We start from the raw sequence: 13919 nt of genomic DNA, 5'->3' as shown, positions 1-13919 counted from the left end.
ATTTTCACAAGCAAACTGTAAGCGATTTATTTTCTATCTCAATAACAATGAAAAAAATAGATTTTTAAAAAAACACTGTTATATCAAGGGTTCCGACGTTTGATATAACGGTGTTTTATTTTATTTTTAAATTAAATTGTGTGGAACTAAAAATGTGAAAAATTGACTCTTTCAATTTAAAAAATATAATGAGTGTTGAGTTGGCAAGCAGACAAACGATTGGAGGAATTGTATGAAAAAGTGGCAAACACTTCAGAAGTTACATGACAATTATTTAGTGGCAGTTGTAAGAGGAGAATCAAAAGAACATGCGATTGCAGCTGTGCACCAAATTATTGATGGTGGTATTTACAATATCGAAGTGACGTTTACAACACCACAAGCAGAAGCTGTAATTTCAACGCTAATTGAACAAGTAAACGATGCCAATGTCGTGATTGGTGCTGGAACAGTTATGGATGCTATTACAGCAAGAATTGCGATACTTAACGGTGCAGCATATGTAGTGAGTCCGCATTTTGATCAACAAATTGCAGAGGTTTGTAATATGTATAGCACACCATATCTACCAGGCTGTGGATCAGTGACAGAAATTGTTCAAGCAATGACAGCAGGTGTTGATGTTGTGAAGCTGTTCCCAGGAGACTTGTTAGGTTCTAACTTTATCAAAAATGTACATGCTCCTATTCCGCAAGTTGAAATGATGCCATCAGGTGGCGTATCCATTGATAACTTAGCTGAATGGGTTGCAAAAGGTGCCTATGCTGTCGGTGTAGGAAGTGCCTTACTCAAAGGTGCTACAGATGGTACGGATGCCATTATAAAAAGTAACACACAAGCATTTGTTCAAAAGTTAGAAGAAATTAGAAGGTGACAAAATGAAACTCATCACATTTGGTGAAATACTCATGCGTCTTTCTTCACCAAGACATGAACGGCTAACTCAAACAAAAGCGCTAGAAGTTCATTATGGTGGTGCAGAAATGAATGTTGCCATTGGCTTGTCAGGGCTAGGTGTTGAGACATCGATAGTCTCTGCAATTCCAACACATACATTAGGTGATTGTGTGGTTCAGACATTAGAACAGCATCGAGTTGATACATCACATGTATTACGCCGACCAGGAAGATTAGGCGTTTATTATTTTGAACGTGGTTATGGTTTACGTGTACCGCAAATTATTTATGATCGTAAAGATAGTGTATTTATGCAAACAGCTATTAGTGAATATAATATCAAGGCGTATCTCAAAGATTATGATTGGTTCCATGTAACTGGTATAACAGCAGGATTAGATAGAAAATTACTGGATTATATGATCGCAGTTGCTAAGGAAGCTAAAGCGCTAGGCTTAACAGTGAGTTGTGATTTGAACTATCGTGCGTTGCTGTGGGATTTCCATACTGCGAGAGCTAATATGTCAAAATTACTTCCTTACGTGGACGTATTGTTTGGCTATGAGCCGGTCGCATTACCTGCTACTTCAACGCAAGATAAAAAAGATCATTTATCCCGTTACGAAGACATCAAAGTATTGACACCTATTCTACAAGAGATACAGCAAAAATATGATATTACTTACATTGCATTTACACAAAGAAAAATTTTTACCGCTACAAGAAATCGCTTACAAGGTTTTGTGTCATCACCTCAAAAAGTTGTACAAACTAACCCAATAGAGATTGATATTTTAGATCGTGTAGGAACAGGTGATGCATTTAGTGTAGGCATTATTTATGGACTTATGAAAGAGTGGCCGTTGCAAGAAGTTGTTAATTTTGGCATTAAAAATATGTGTTATAAACATACAATTTCTGGTGATTATAGCTATGCATCACAAGATCAAATTGATCAAGCCATACATGACGGACACGATATTAATCGATAAAGAGAGAAGGCGATGACATGACGTCAGAAGTTACAAAAGAGAGTACGAAGAAAGAACAAACATTTTCAGATATTGATAAACCGATGCTATCATTTCGAGAAAAACTAGCATATGGTTTTGGTGATTTAGGTAATGGATTTATGTTTGACATGGGTCAAATCTACTTATTGAAGTTTTTTACAGATATTTTAGGTATCTCTGCATTTTATGGTGGATTAGTATTCTTAGTTTCTAAAATATTTGATGCATTTGTAGATACGGGTGTGGGAACTTTAGTCGATTCACGTAAAAATATAGGACCTAAAGGGAAATTCAGACCCTTTATCTTATATGGAACAGTTCCCCTTGCTATGTTGACTGTATTGACCTTTATTTCTCCTAACTTGGACTATACAGGTAAGGTTATCTGGGCATTTGCAACGTATATGTTATTTAATATGGCATATTCTTTTGTTAATATTCCATATGGTTCACTTTCAGCATCTATGACATTAAATGCAGAAGATCGTACGCAGTTATCTGTATTTCGTAACTTAGGTTCACAAGGTGCAATGTTTATTACGGGGATTGTGGTCATTCCATTAGTAGGATTATTTTCCAATCATGCAGTTGGTTATCCAATTGTTGTAGCCGCTTTAGCTGCATGTGGTGTAATACTTCATTTGATTTGTTATAAAGGTGTCAAAGAACGTCATGTTGTAAAAAGAAGTAACGAAAAAGGTCTAGGTAAAAAGGCGTTTTTAAACTTATTGAAAAACAAAGCATTTGCTATTCTTGCAACTTACACACTACTCACAATAATGGCAATGTTCTTAAAACAATCGACACAGCTATATTATTTTGAATATGTTATGGGTGTACCTAATCTAGTAGGTCTTGTAAGTGCCTTGAACTTTGCGGTGCTGATACCTGCACTCTTTTTAACGACATATTTGAGTAAATGGTGTGGTAAGAAAAATACAGCAATGATTGGTGTGGCTGGTTTTATTATTTGTGAATCAATGAACTACTTCTTCTTTGGAGACGACTATGTGACATTCTTAGCTGTTAATACGATTTCACAATTTTTCTTAGTCATACCAAATACGGTAACCTGGGCGTTTATTGCAGACGTTGTAGAGTATGGGCAATGGAAGTCAGGTTTGCGTTCGGAAGGAATTATTTATTCAAGTTACAGCTTTACAAGAAAGGTCTCTCAAGCTTTAGCTGGTTTCATACCGGGTCTAGCATTAACTTTGATTGCCTACAAACCGAATGTGCAACAGTCAGCAGAAACGATTCATGGTTTGAAGGTGCTCTTCTTTGTAGTGCCAGCTGTAGCCAGCCTTGTAGCGTTGATTATTTTCTTAATCGGCTACCCATTAACAGATAAGAAACATAAGAAAATTGTTAAAGAACTCGCTTTAAGAGATGAATTATAATAGGAGGCATTTATATGCAATTTATAACGAATGATTTTATGTTAGGTAATGAAACAGCGCGTTATTTATATGACACGTATGCCAAAAAAATGCCAATCTTTGACTATCACTGTCATTTAGACCCACAACAAATCAGTGAGAATACGCATTTCGATAACATTACAGAATTGTGGCTAGGTGGCGATCATTATAAATGGCGTGCAATGCGTGCACAAGGTATAGACGAACGTTACATCACAGGCGATGCACCACCAGAAGAAAAGTTTAGAAAATGGGCAGAGGCACTGGAAAATGCTGTTGGTAATCCGTTATATCATTGGTCTCACTTAGAACTGAAGATGTACTTCGGTATTGATACATTATTGACAACAGATAATGCAGATGAAATCTATGCACAAGCAAATGATTATTTAAAAACGCATCATGTCACAACCCAATCTTTAATTCAAGCATCAAACGTAGCATTGATTTGTACGACAGATCATCCGAACGATGACTTGAAATATCATGAGCAAATTAAAGCACAACAAGATTTTAAAACAACTGTGTTACCTGCTTTTAGACCAGATGATTTATTCAAAGTAGATCAACCAGTGTTTAAAGACTTTGTGGCACAATTGTCAGAATTAACACATGAAGTCAAAACAGCAGAAGCATTGATGGAAGCCGTTGTTAAACGTATTGACTACTTCCATGAACATGGTGGCCGTCTTGCAGATCATGGTTTAGAAGAAGTTCACTATGCACCTTATACACCGTCACAGATTGAAATGATATTCCAAAAAGGTTTAAATGGTGAATCGATTACACGAGAAGAAAAATTTCAATTTCAAACTTTTGTGTTGTATGAGTTAAGCAAAGCATATCATGCGCGTCAATGGGTGATGCAAATTCATTTCGGTGCTATTCGTAACAATAACACACGTGCTTATGAAAAATTAGGACCAGATGCTGGTTTCGATTCAATCAGAGATCAAGAGAACTTAGCATATCATCTGAATCATACGCTCGACATGATGGAGCGTGACGGACATTTGCCGAAAACAATTTTATACAATTTGAACCCAGTATATAACGACATTGTTGGCTCAACAATTGCTAATTTCCAAACAGAACCTGGTATTCAAAGTAAAGTGCAACATGGTGCGGGATGGTGGTTCAATGATACGAAGCAGGGTATGTTGAGACAGATGTCATCATTGGCTGACCAAGGTTTGATTATGCATTTTGTTGGCATGTTAACAGACTCAAGAAGTTTCATCTCATATTCACGTCATGACTACTTTAGACGCATATTATGCACATGGTTAGGAGAACAAGTAGAAAAAGGTGAAATACCAGATGATGCAGCGCTATTAAAACGCTTTGTTGAAAATATTTGTTACAACAATGCATTTCATTATTTCAAATTGATGGAGGAGAATTAACAATGAAAATGACATTTAGATGGTACGGTAAGGATGATCCGATCAGTCTAGAATATATTCGCCAAATTCCAGGTATGAAAGGAATCGTAAGTGCCATTTACGATGTACCTGTAGGGGAAGTTTGGCCGATGGAAAAAATCACGGCACTTAAGGAAGAAATTGAAGCGGCAGGATTAGAATTATCAGTTATCGAAAGTGTGCCAGTACACGAAGATATTAAATTGGGTAAACCATCACGTGACCAATTAATTGACAATTACTGCCAAACATTGCGCAACCTCGGTCAGGCAGGTATCAAAACAGTGTGCTATAACTTCATGCCTGTATTTGACTGGACGCGTTCACAATTAGATTATCGTTTGGAAGATGGTTCAACATGTTTAATCTATGATGAGAATGACATTGCCAAGATGAACCCGTTGAGTGGAGAATTAGCATTGCCAGGATGGGATGCTAGTTATACGAAAGAAGACATGAAACAATTGTTTGACGATTATGCCAAAATTGATGAAGAAAAACTATGGGAAAACTTGAATTACTTCATTCAAAAGGTTATTCCAGTTGCTGAAGAAGAAGATGTGTTAATGGCCATTCATCCGGATGATCCACCATGGAATATTTTTGGTCTACCACGTATTATCACATCGAAAGAAAATCTCGAGCGTTTCATTAATCTTTATGATTCTAAGAGTAATGGTTTAACGATGTGTTCTGGTTCATTAGGTGCAGATCGTAACAATGATTTTGTAGATATGTTGCAATATTTTGGAGACAAAGGTCGCGTACATTTTGTTCATGCCCGAAATGTCAAACTGATTGGAGACAAGTCATTCCAAGAGTCAGCACATTTATCTGAAAAAGGCTCTATTGATATGTATGAAGTTGTTAAAGCGATGCATCAATTCGGTTACGAAGGTCCAATTCGTCCGGATCATGGACGAATGATTTGGGGCGAAACAGGTAAACCTGGTTACGGCTTATATGATCGTGCACTCGGTGCAACGTACTTGAACGGTCTATACGAAGCGGTATGTAAATCTAACAAATAGGAGATGGCAATGATGAATTTACCTTTTCAAATTAATTTAAAAAATAAAGTGGCAGTTATCACAGGAGGTACAGGTGTTATTGGTAGTGAGATGTCAAAAGCACTTGCACAATGTGGTGCCAAGGTAGCAATGGTTGGTATTAAAGATGATTCAAAAGAACTGATAGATGAGATTACATCATTTGGTGGACAAGCAAGCTTTTTCTTAGGTGATGTTACGAATAAAGATGAAATGGAACGTGTGAGAGCAGAAGTTCATGATACATTTGGCACAGTAGACATCTTAGTAAATGGTGCGGGTGGTAACGCACCAAGAGGAACGACAGATGATGAACGATATGATGTTAATGGTAAAAGTGACACTAAAACATTTTTCGACTTAGATGCTAAAAGTGTTGGCTTTGTGATGGACTTGAACTTCTTAGGTACATTCATTCCATCACAGGTTTTCGGTGCAGATATGGTTGATAAAGAAGACGCAGCAATTATTAATATTTCGTCTATGAACGCTTTTACGCCACTTACTAAAATTCCTGCATATAGCGGTGCAAAATCTGCAGTGAGTAACTTTACGCAATGGCTGAGTGTATACTTCTCAAAAACTAATATTCGTGTAAATGCGATTGCACCTGGATTTTTGATTACAGCACAAAATGAAAAATTATTGTTGAATGAAGACGGTAGCTTTACAGCACGTTCAGAAAAAATCTTAACAGCGACACCAATGGAACGCTTTGGTAAACCAGAAGAATTGATTGGTGCATTATTATTCTTGATTGATTCAAAATGTTCAAGTTTTATCAATGGCGTAGTGTTACCTGTTGATGGTGGATTTAACGCTTATTCTGGCGTTTAACGTAGAGAGGAGTTATCCAATGTTATATCCAATTAATACAGAGTCCCGACAAGTGATTGACTTGTCGGGGATATGGAAGTTTAAGCTTGCACAGAGAGACGATGTAGTAGATCCTAAGCTTCCTTTGGAGACAGAGCAAGTAATGGCAGTACCAGGTTCATTTAATGATCAAGGTGTGACACAAGAAATTCGTCAACATGTAGGTGATGTTTGGTATGAGAGGACATTTGTTATTCCTCGTCATATCAAGGATGAACGTATTGTCTTACGTTTTGGTTCAGCAACGCATCATGCAACAGTTTATGTTGATGGGACAGAAGTTGTGGCGCATACGGGTGGCTTTTTACCGTTTGAAGTTGAGATGACTGATTTATGTGTCGGCACGCATCGGCTGACGGTTCGAGTTAACAATATTTTAACGTATGAAACGTTACCAGTAGGAAATTTTGAAGAAGTGGAACGTAATGGTAAGACGGTGCTAAAAAATACGCCAAACTTTGACTTCTTTAACTATGCAGGATTACATCGTCCTGTGAAAATCTATACAACACCTGAAAGTTTCACACAAGATATCCGTGTTGTTCCAAAAGTTCATGCAGATGGTACAAGTGATGTACATTATGAGGTAGATGTAGTAGATCAAGCACAACAAATTGATCGCATTGTTGTTTCATTGTTAGATGATGAAGGACAGATAGTAGCACAGGCAGAAGAACAATCAGGTGAGATTCATATTGATAAGCCACATTTATGGCAGCCGATGAATGCTTATTTGTATCAGTTAAAAGTTGAATTATACCATCATGAAACATTAGTAGACGTTTATACAGAGCGATTTGGTATTCGTTCTGTGGAAGTGAAAGATGGGCAGTTTTTAATCAACGGAGAGCCATTTTATTTTAAAGGCTTCGGGAAACATGAAGATACATACTACAATGGACGTGGTCTAAATCAAGTATCGAATGTGTTAGATATCAACTTGATGAAATGGATTGGTGCGAACTCATTTAGAACATCACATTATCCATATTCAGAAGAAATGATGCGTTTAGCCGATGAGCAAGGAATCGTTGTGATTGATGAAACAACAGCAGTAGGGTTACATTTAAACTTTATGGCAACATTAGGTGGGGTTAGTGATAACGATACTTGGAAAGGCTTGAAAACGCATCAAGCGCATCGCGACGTCATTGAAGGATTGATTCAACGAGATAAAAATCATGCATGCGTTGTGATGTGGTCAATTGCTAATGAGCCAGAATCTAATGCACCAGGTGCAAAAGAATACTTTGCACCGCTTGTACAATTAGCAAAAGACTTGGATCCACAACATCGCCCAGTAACGATTGTAACAATATTGACGGCACAACCAGATTCATGTGAAGTTCAAGACCTTATTGATGTTATTTGCTTGAATCGTTATTATGGTTGGTATACGCAAACGGGTGATTTAGAGGCGGCAAAAGCAGCATTAGCTAAAGAACTAGACACTTGGACAAAGCGTCAGCCAGGTAAACCAATTATGTTTACCGAGTACGGTGCAGACACAGTTGCAGGTTTTCATGCGATTGACAACCAACTATTTACTGAAGAGTATCAATTGGCTTATTACCAAGCTAACCATGAGGTCGTTGATCAATATCCTAACTTTGTAGGCGAACAGACATGGAACTTTGCAGATTTTGAAACAAGTAATGGTATTTTCCGTGCTCAAGGTAATAAAAAAGGTATTTTCACGCGTGATCGTAAACCTAAAATGATTGCACATTATTTCAAAGAACGCTGGCATGCAATTCCGGATTTTAATTACAAAACACAAAATAATAATAAGTAACCCTATCGTTATGACACCATCTACTCATATTTTATGGGAGATGGTGTTTGACGTTTAGATTGATGATATACATTGTAATTTGCAACGCTATAATTAGAGAGAAATTATGATAAAGCTGAAGAAATGGTGAGTTAATATTATAAAAACTTGATAAAGGTGGGAATCGAGTTCATTATGAGCGATACCATAATAAGTGAGGGCATTTCTGGCTACGTAACCATCAAAATAATGATGGCAAGTAAGTTATCAATGAAAGGAGTGGGATAGGAATCACATTTGCTAAAAAGATTCCATTGTTCTGTCCAGTCAGCTACTGCCTTTCATAACATTTTCTTATTTTGGATAGTGTTTTCTGTTAATGTCCCATCCTGGGCTGCATGAGAACATTGAGTTATTTGTTATGTATAGTGTATTATCTCGATAGGTGAAAAGCACATATAAATATATCAATACAGTTTTACAGTATTCCAAAAATGGTATAAAAAACAGCATAAAAACTTGATGAATCACGATATGACATAAAATGGATCGAGTGATATTATCAAGGGGTCACCTTTAACTCAGGTGTCAATTTGGCATAGAGGAGGTGTTGCGATATGCAAGAAATTCTTGCACATGTAGTGGCTACGATAGTAAGTGGCTGCGTTATTGCGCTGTTTACGCACTGGCTACGTAACCGCAATAACTAAACAAGTAGGTGACATGAGCCAGCACGTCAAAAAACCCCTCACTACCACCAATAGTGAGGGGTTTAGTGTGCGTATGCAAGAAATTCTTGTAAGTCTATTATAGCACGACAATCAATATTGTGCAAAAGTAAATTAAATATCATTCTAATATCAAGAGGTACACTACTACTAAGTGAATGAGGTGAGCCTATTTTTATTACGGTTGACGATACGTTAATTTTGCAAACGCATCATGTTGATGAATGGATTCTTCGTTACGACATTCAATGTCAAATCCTGTTATCCATGACACTTCAACAAGATCTGCAGCAATTAAACGAATGAGATCTTCAACGAAACGAGGATTCTCATATGCGCGTTCTGTCACACGTTTTTCATCTGGTCTTTTTAAAATAGGATACAGCATAGAACTTGCATTTGCTTCCATTGCATCCAATAAGACATCCTTGTAGTCTGACGGCAGTGTTGCCTCTTTGTCGATATAAGCTTTTACAGTGATAATACCACGTTGGTTATGAGCAGAATATTCACTGATTTCTTTTGAACATGGACAAAGTGTTGTCACGGCAGCTGTTAATGTTAATGTTTTTCGTGTAAGGTCATTATCATGAACAGCCAAACCATATGTAACATCAGCATGTCCAACAGCTTTGATACCTGTGACAGGGCTGAGACGATTGAAAAACCATTTACCTTGTACATCAATAGCTGCACTATGTTGATGCATACGTGTTTTAAGTGTATGTAAGAGCTTTGTAAGCGCATCAAATTCTAAGCGAATCCCGTTATCGTATTCTGATTCAACGGCTTCTAAAATACGACTCATGTTGATGCCTTTTTCGTCTTGGTTCAAGCTTGTTGAGAAGCTGAAATTACCAGCAGTTTGAAAGTTATCAATCCACACGGGATAAACGAGATTCTTAATACCTACTTGTTCAATTTCAAACAAAAAGTTTTTATGGGTACTTTGAAGGTCTGTCATTTCATCTTTTATTGTTGGCTTTGTTCCTTCAATTGGATCCACCGAACCAAAATGTTTCCAACGACCTTCACGGGTTGATAAATCAAATTCAGTCATGTTATTCCTCCACTAAAATGTCACAGCACTTTAAAATACTGTGCAATTTATTCAAAACGATACGTCCAATAAGTCTCAGTTGTTAAAAATGTTGCAGCTTCTTTTGGCGCGCCAGGTGCATTTGCTTGAGGGTTGGCCAACTGTTCGAGGAATGGTCCTGTTTGTGACGCATGTGCCTCAAATGCACGCAACTTATGTTGTCGATATGCAGAAATGTCGTTCACAATATCTGGTTTGCCGAGCGCTTCAATCGCATCGTTACTGAATGCAACAAGCCATAGTTTCGGACGTTCTACTTCAGGCATACGCCCAACAGTACGCACGACTGCTTCTGCTGTAGCTTCATGGTCTGGATGGACGGCATATCCGGGATAAAACGAAATAATCGTTGTTGGTTGCGTTTCTTCAATAAGTGATTGTACCATCGCATCCATCTCATCATGTGGTTCAAACTCTACCGTTTTATCACGCAAGCCCATTTTACGTAAGTCTGTAATGCCAATTTCTTTTGCTGCTTGTTCCAGTTCACGTTCACGTATTGTTGGCAGTGATTCACGTGTCGCAAAAGGGGGATTGCCTAGGTTTCTTCCCATTTGTCCGAGCGTTAAGCAAGCATAAGTTACAGGAACACCTTCATCTGCAAAGCGTGCCAGTGTACCTGCTGAAGAGAAAGTCTCGTCGTCAGGGTGTGGAAAGATGACCAAAATATGTTTTTCAGATGTCATAAAATTTCAACTCCCTTATTATGTTTCAAATGGTCGATGGCTAATTTCAAGTGCTGCAGCTAACTGACCATCATAGTTAAAACCAGCAAGTAATAATTCATCATTATCGTTCACTTCATAATGTGTTAAGCCTTGAACATAGACCCAACCATGATTATCCAATTTGAGACCAACACGAAAAGGGTCTTTATCCCCGCCTTTAAGTTGCGCGTGTTGATAAGTCACTTGAATATTGCGCAAAAACGTTCCTGCATTAAAAACACGTTGGTCAAAATGGTTCGCATAAGCACCGTTTGTTGTTTCAACGTGTAAGTAGACAGGCGTATTTGCAAATTGATTGAGTAACGATTGAACGGCTTCTTGTGTAATCGATTGCAAAACTTTCACTGCCTTCCTCATATGTTTATCTATTTATTTTACTAAAAAGCCACTCGATTGCCTACACCTCTGCTCACTTTATTGCGTAAAATCAGCAAAATTTTTATAGTTCTTCAAGCATCGCTATGTTTTGATAGTAACTCTTGATAGCTACTCGAGTAATGTTCCAGACAAGTCGGATCCTGTAACAAATGATAGCTGACGAGGTCGATAATAAATTGATTGGAAAGTTGACTATTAATAAAATAAGCATCGTGTGCGTGACGTTTATCAGCGGTTGTAATAATCCGTGTGCAGTGGCGGGTTAACGCCTTTGTTTCAAAGTGTGACAATGCAATCACTTTGGCACCACTTGCCCGTCCATGCGCAATACTCGCAATAATTTCTTTCGTGGCACCACTGTTTGTCAGCGCAATAATCGTTGTTTGATCATTGCACATTTGTCCAATAATCGACATAAGGTGTGCATCGGTAATTGCAATAGTATTAAATCCCATCCGTGCCGTGCGAAAGTATAGTTCTTGTGCGCTTAAACCAGAGCTGCCAATACCGATAAAAATCACTTTTTCACTTTGCTGAATAGCTTTTACTAAGTACATCAAATCATCTTCTACAATAAACTCCCCTGTGTGGTTCAAAATAGACATGTAATGCTGATGTAGTACTTGGATAGACGGACTGTTATCAATTTTTTCCGTTTGCAGTTCATGAAGGACAGCAAAGCGAAATGATTGAAAGCTGTCATACCCCAGCTTGTAGACAAAGCGGGTAATGCTGGACGGTGATACGTCGACAGCCATGGCGATGGTATGAATAGCACCAATATCTGTATTGTCTTGGAGGTTCAATATGTAATCGGCAATTTTTTGGTCTGCTTTCGTCAATGTATGACGACATTTTTGAATGCGATTTTCAAGTTTCATCTGATTTCTCCTTTTTTATCAGTATATTTGAAAAGAAATTCCAATTCAACGTATTATATTGAGAAAAAATTGCAGAGTGGTATATTTAAGATGATAACTAAGAGAAAAGGTTGGTGAAGCAGTATGAGTAAGGTTTTCGACAAAGCACAACAATTTGGGAAGTCGTTTATGTTACCTATCACAATCTTGCCAGCAGCAGGTCTGTTATTAGGTATCGGTGGTGCATTAAGCAATCCGAATACTATCAAAGCTTATCCAGTATTAGATATACCGTTCTTGCAACATATTTTTGTGTTGATGAGCGCAGCAGGGAATATTGTCTTTCAAAACTTGCCAGTGCTATTTGCGATTGGCGTAGCAGTAGGCTTGGCAAAAAGTGACAAAGGCACAGCAGGTCTTGCCTCTATGCTAGGCTTTTTAATTATGAATGCGACGATGAATGCAATGTTGACGATTACCGATAGCCTTGCAGCGAGCGATCAATTAGCCAAAGCTGGACAAGGGATGGCACTTGGGATTCAAACAGTTGAAACAGGTGTGTTTGGTGGGATTATCGTCGGGATTCTGACAGCTGTCTTGCATAATAAATATAACAAAGTAAGTTTGCCACAGTTTCTCGGTTTTTTCGGCGGTTCACGTTTTGTGCCAATTATTACATCATTTGCTGCCATCTTTTTAGGCGTCGTGATGTTTTTCGTTTGGCCAGCAGTGCAGTCTGTTATTTTCGGGGCAGGTGGCTTAGTCAATAAAACAGGTGTTATCGGTACGTTGGTTTATGGTTTTATTTTACGTATGCTGGGGCCTTTTGGTTTGCATCATATTTTTTATTTACCGTTCTGGCAAACAGCATTGGGTGGTTCATTAGAAATCAACGGCAAGCTTGTACAAGGCACGCAAAATATTTTCTTTGCGCAGTTGGGTGATCCGAACGTTCAACATTATTACGAAGGTGTTTCCCGTTATATGTCAGGACGTTTTATCACAATGATGTTTGGTTTATTGGGGGCAGCTTTAGCGATTTATCATACTGCAAAACCTGAAAAGAAAAAGGTTGTCGGCGGTTTGATGTTATCTGCCGCATTAACATCATTTTTAACAGGTATCACAGAACCACTTGAATTCAGTTTCTTATTTGTTGCGCCATTGTTATATGTTGTACACGCAGTATTGGATGGATTGGCATTTATGATGGCGGATATTTTTAATATTACTGTTGGACAAACGTTCAGTGGTGGATTTATTGACTTTATCTTATTCGGTGTGTTACAAGGACAAGCGAAGACGAACTATTTATGGATTATTCCAATTGGTCTCGTATGGTTCGCGTTATACTATGTGATTTTCAGATTTTTAATCACAAAATTTAACTTTAAAACACCCGGACGTGAAGATGAAGCAGCGGTGGAGACGGTTGCGAAAAGTGAACGTGCACAGATGATTATTGAAGGTCTTGGTGGTGCGGACAATATTGAAGTTGTCGATTGTTGCGCCACACGATTACGTGTAACATTGAAAGACGCTACACAGGTAGATGAAAATAAAATAAAAGCGACCGAATCAAGAGGTATTATTCAAAAAGGGAATGGTATTCAAATTGTATACGGTCCACATGTCACAGCTATTAAAAATGAAGTAGAAGAAGCGTTATAAA

At 37.9% G+C, this 13919-nt stretch carries 13 protein-coding genes; 9 read left to right on the top strand and 4 right to left on the bottom strand.

Annotated elements, in window-relative coordinates:
- The first annotated feature begins 232 nt into the window (after positions 1–232).
- The 8 genes from NXS11_RS06570 (at position 233) to NXS11_RS06535 (ending at position 9164) form a co-directional block, all read left to right on the top strand.
- On the top strand, positions 233–874 hold the full coding sequence (locus tag NXS11_RS06570; protein ID WP_259199949.1) for a bifunctional 2-keto-4-hydroxyglutarate aldolase/2-keto-3-deoxy-6-phosphogluconate aldolase: 642 nt from the start codon (positions 233–235) through the stop codon (positions 872–874).
- 4 nt (positions 875–878) lie between these two features.
- Positions 879–1889 (top strand): sugar kinase, encoded by a 1011-nt coding sequence (locus NXS11_RS06565; RefSeq protein ID WP_259199947.1) that lies wholly within the window; start codon positions 879–881, stop codon positions 1887–1889.
- A gap of 17 nt (positions 1890–1906) precedes the next feature.
- On the top strand, positions 1907–3310 hold the full coding sequence (locus tag NXS11_RS06560) for a glycoside-pentoside-hexuronide (GPH):cation symporter (protein WP_259199946.1): 1404 nt from the start codon (positions 1907–1909) through the stop codon (positions 3308–3310).
- Positions 3311–3324: 14 nt separating this feature from the next.
- Entirely contained in the window at positions 3325–4737 is a 1413-nt protein-coding gene (gene uxaC, locus NXS11_RS06555) for a glucuronate isomerase (protein WP_259199945.1), read from the top strand.
- Between the two features lie 2 nt (positions 4738–4739).
- Positions 4740–5786 carry a mannonate dehydratase gene (gene uxuA / locus NXS11_RS06550; protein WP_259199943.1) on the top strand — a complete coding sequence of 349 codons (1047 nt, stop codon included), beginning with the start codon at positions 4740–4742 and terminating at the stop codon, positions 5784–5786.
- A 12-nt stretch (positions 5787–5798) separates the two neighbouring features.
- Positions 5799–6641: an SDR family oxidoreductase gene (locus tag NXS11_RS06545; RefSeq protein WP_259199942.1), complete on the top strand. Its 843-nt coding sequence runs from the start codon at positions 5799–5801 to the stop codon at positions 6639–6641.
- 19 nt (positions 6642–6660) lie between these two features.
- Complete coding sequence (uidA, locus tag NXS11_RS06540; protein ID WP_259199941.1) at positions 6661–8475, top strand: beta-glucuronidase; 1815 nt, start codon at positions 6661–6663, stop codon at positions 8473–8475.
- A 596-nt stretch (positions 8476–9071) separates the two neighbouring features.
- Positions 9072–9164, top strand: coding sequence for a type I toxin-antitoxin system Fst family toxin (locus tag NXS11_RS06535; RefSeq protein WP_259199940.1), 93 nt, complete (start codon positions 9072–9074; stop codon positions 9162–9164).
- A gap of 196 nt (positions 9165–9360) precedes the next feature.
- Here NXS11_RS06535 and folE2 read toward each other — a convergent pair whose 3' ends face one another.
- The 4 genes from folE2 to NXS11_RS06515 form a co-directional block, all read right to left on the bottom strand.
- Complete coding sequence (gene folE2, locus NXS11_RS06530; RefSeq protein ID WP_259199939.1) at positions 9361–10242, bottom strand: GTP cyclohydrolase FolE2; 882 nt, start codon at positions 10240–10242, stop codon at positions 9361–9363.
- Positions 10243–10289: 47 nt separating this feature from the next.
- Positions 10290–10967, bottom strand: a complete 678-nt coding sequence (bshB2, locus tag NXS11_RS06525; RefSeq protein WP_259199938.1) for a bacillithiol biosynthesis deacetylase BshB2 — start codon at positions 10965–10967, stop codon at positions 10290–10292.
- 18 nt (positions 10968–10985) lie between these two features.
- The gene (locus tag NXS11_RS06520) at positions 10986–11366 is read right to left on the bottom strand and encodes a YojF family protein (RefSeq protein ID WP_373319383.1); all 381 of its coding nucleotides are present in this window, start codon (positions 11364–11366) and stop codon (positions 10986–10988) included.
- A 92-nt stretch (positions 11367–11458) separates the two neighbouring features.
- Positions 11459–12268 (bottom strand): MurR/RpiR family transcriptional regulator, encoded by an 810-nt coding sequence (locus NXS11_RS06515; protein ID WP_259199937.1) that lies wholly within the window; start codon positions 12266–12268, stop codon positions 11459–11461.
- Positions 12269–12391: 123 nt separating this feature from the next.
- Here NXS11_RS06515 and NXS11_RS06510 point away from each other — a divergent pair, with 123 nt between their 5' ends.
- The gene (locus tag NXS11_RS06510; protein ID WP_259199936.1) at positions 12392–13918 is read left to right on the top strand and encodes a maltose/glucose-specific PTS transporter subunit IIC; all 1527 of its coding nucleotides are present in this window, start codon (positions 12392–12394) and stop codon (positions 13916–13918) included.
- Position 13919 lies beyond the last annotated feature (1 nt).

The organism is Staphylococcus americanisciuri, assembly GCF_024814435.1.
Lineage (GTDB): Bacteria > Bacillota > Bacilli > Staphylococcales > Staphylococcaceae > Staphylococcus > Staphylococcus americanisciuri.
The sequence above is the reverse complement of the archived record's forward strand: the minus strand, read 5'-3'. Positions and strand labels throughout refer to the sequence as shown.

What these genes read in the sequence shown, in the direction of transcription:
- NXS11_RS06535 (WP_259199940.1), top strand. Translation starts at nt 9,072, where the DNA reads ATGCAAGAAATTCTTGCACATGTAGTGGCTACGATAGTAAGTGGCTGC.
- NXS11_RS06510 (WP_259199936.1), top strand. Translation starts at nt 12,392, where the DNA reads ATGAGTAAGGTTTTCGACAAAGCACAACAATTTGGGAAGTCGTTTATG.
- NXS11_RS06565 (WP_259199947.1), top strand. Translation starts at nt 879, where the DNA reads ATGAAACTCATCACATTTGGTGAAATACTCATGCGTCTTTCTTCACCA.
- NXS11_RS06520 (WP_373319383.1), bottom strand. Translation starts at nt 11,366, where the DNA reads ATGAGGAAGGCAGTGAAAGTTTTGCAATCGATTACACAAGAAGCCGTT.
- NXS11_RS06515 (WP_259199937.1), bottom strand. Translation starts at nt 12,268, where the DNA reads ATGAAACTTGAAAATCGCATTCAAAAATGTCGTCATACATTGACGAAA.
- bshB2 (WP_259199938.1), bottom strand. Translation starts at nt 10,967, where the DNA reads ATGACATCTGAAAAACATATTTTGGTCATCTTTCCACACCCTGACGAC.
- uxaC (WP_259199945.1), top strand. Translation starts at nt 3,325, where the DNA reads ATGCAATTTATAACGAATGATTTTATGTTAGGTAATGAAACAGCGCGT.
- folE2 (WP_259199939.1), bottom strand. Translation starts at nt 10,242, where the DNA reads ATGACTGAATTTGATTTATCAACCCGTGAAGGTCGTTGGAAACATTTT.
- NXS11_RS06545 (WP_259199942.1), top strand. Translation starts at nt 5,799, where the DNA reads ATGAATTTACCTTTTCAAATTAATTTAAAAAATAAAGTGGCAGTTATC.
- uidA (WP_259199941.1), top strand. Translation starts at nt 6,661, where the DNA reads ATGTTATATCCAATTAATACAGAGTCCCGACAAGTGATTGACTTGTCG.
- NXS11_RS06570 (WP_259199949.1), top strand. Translation starts at nt 233, where the DNA reads ATGAAAAAGTGGCAAACACTTCAGAAGTTACATGACAATTATTTAGTG.
- NXS11_RS06560 (WP_259199946.1), top strand. Translation starts at nt 1,907, where the DNA reads ATGACGTCAGAAGTTACAAAAGAGAGTACGAAGAAAGAACAAACATTT.
- uxuA (WP_259199943.1), top strand. Translation starts at nt 4,740, where the DNA reads ATGAAAATGACATTTAGATGGTACGGTAAGGATGATCCGATCAGTCTA.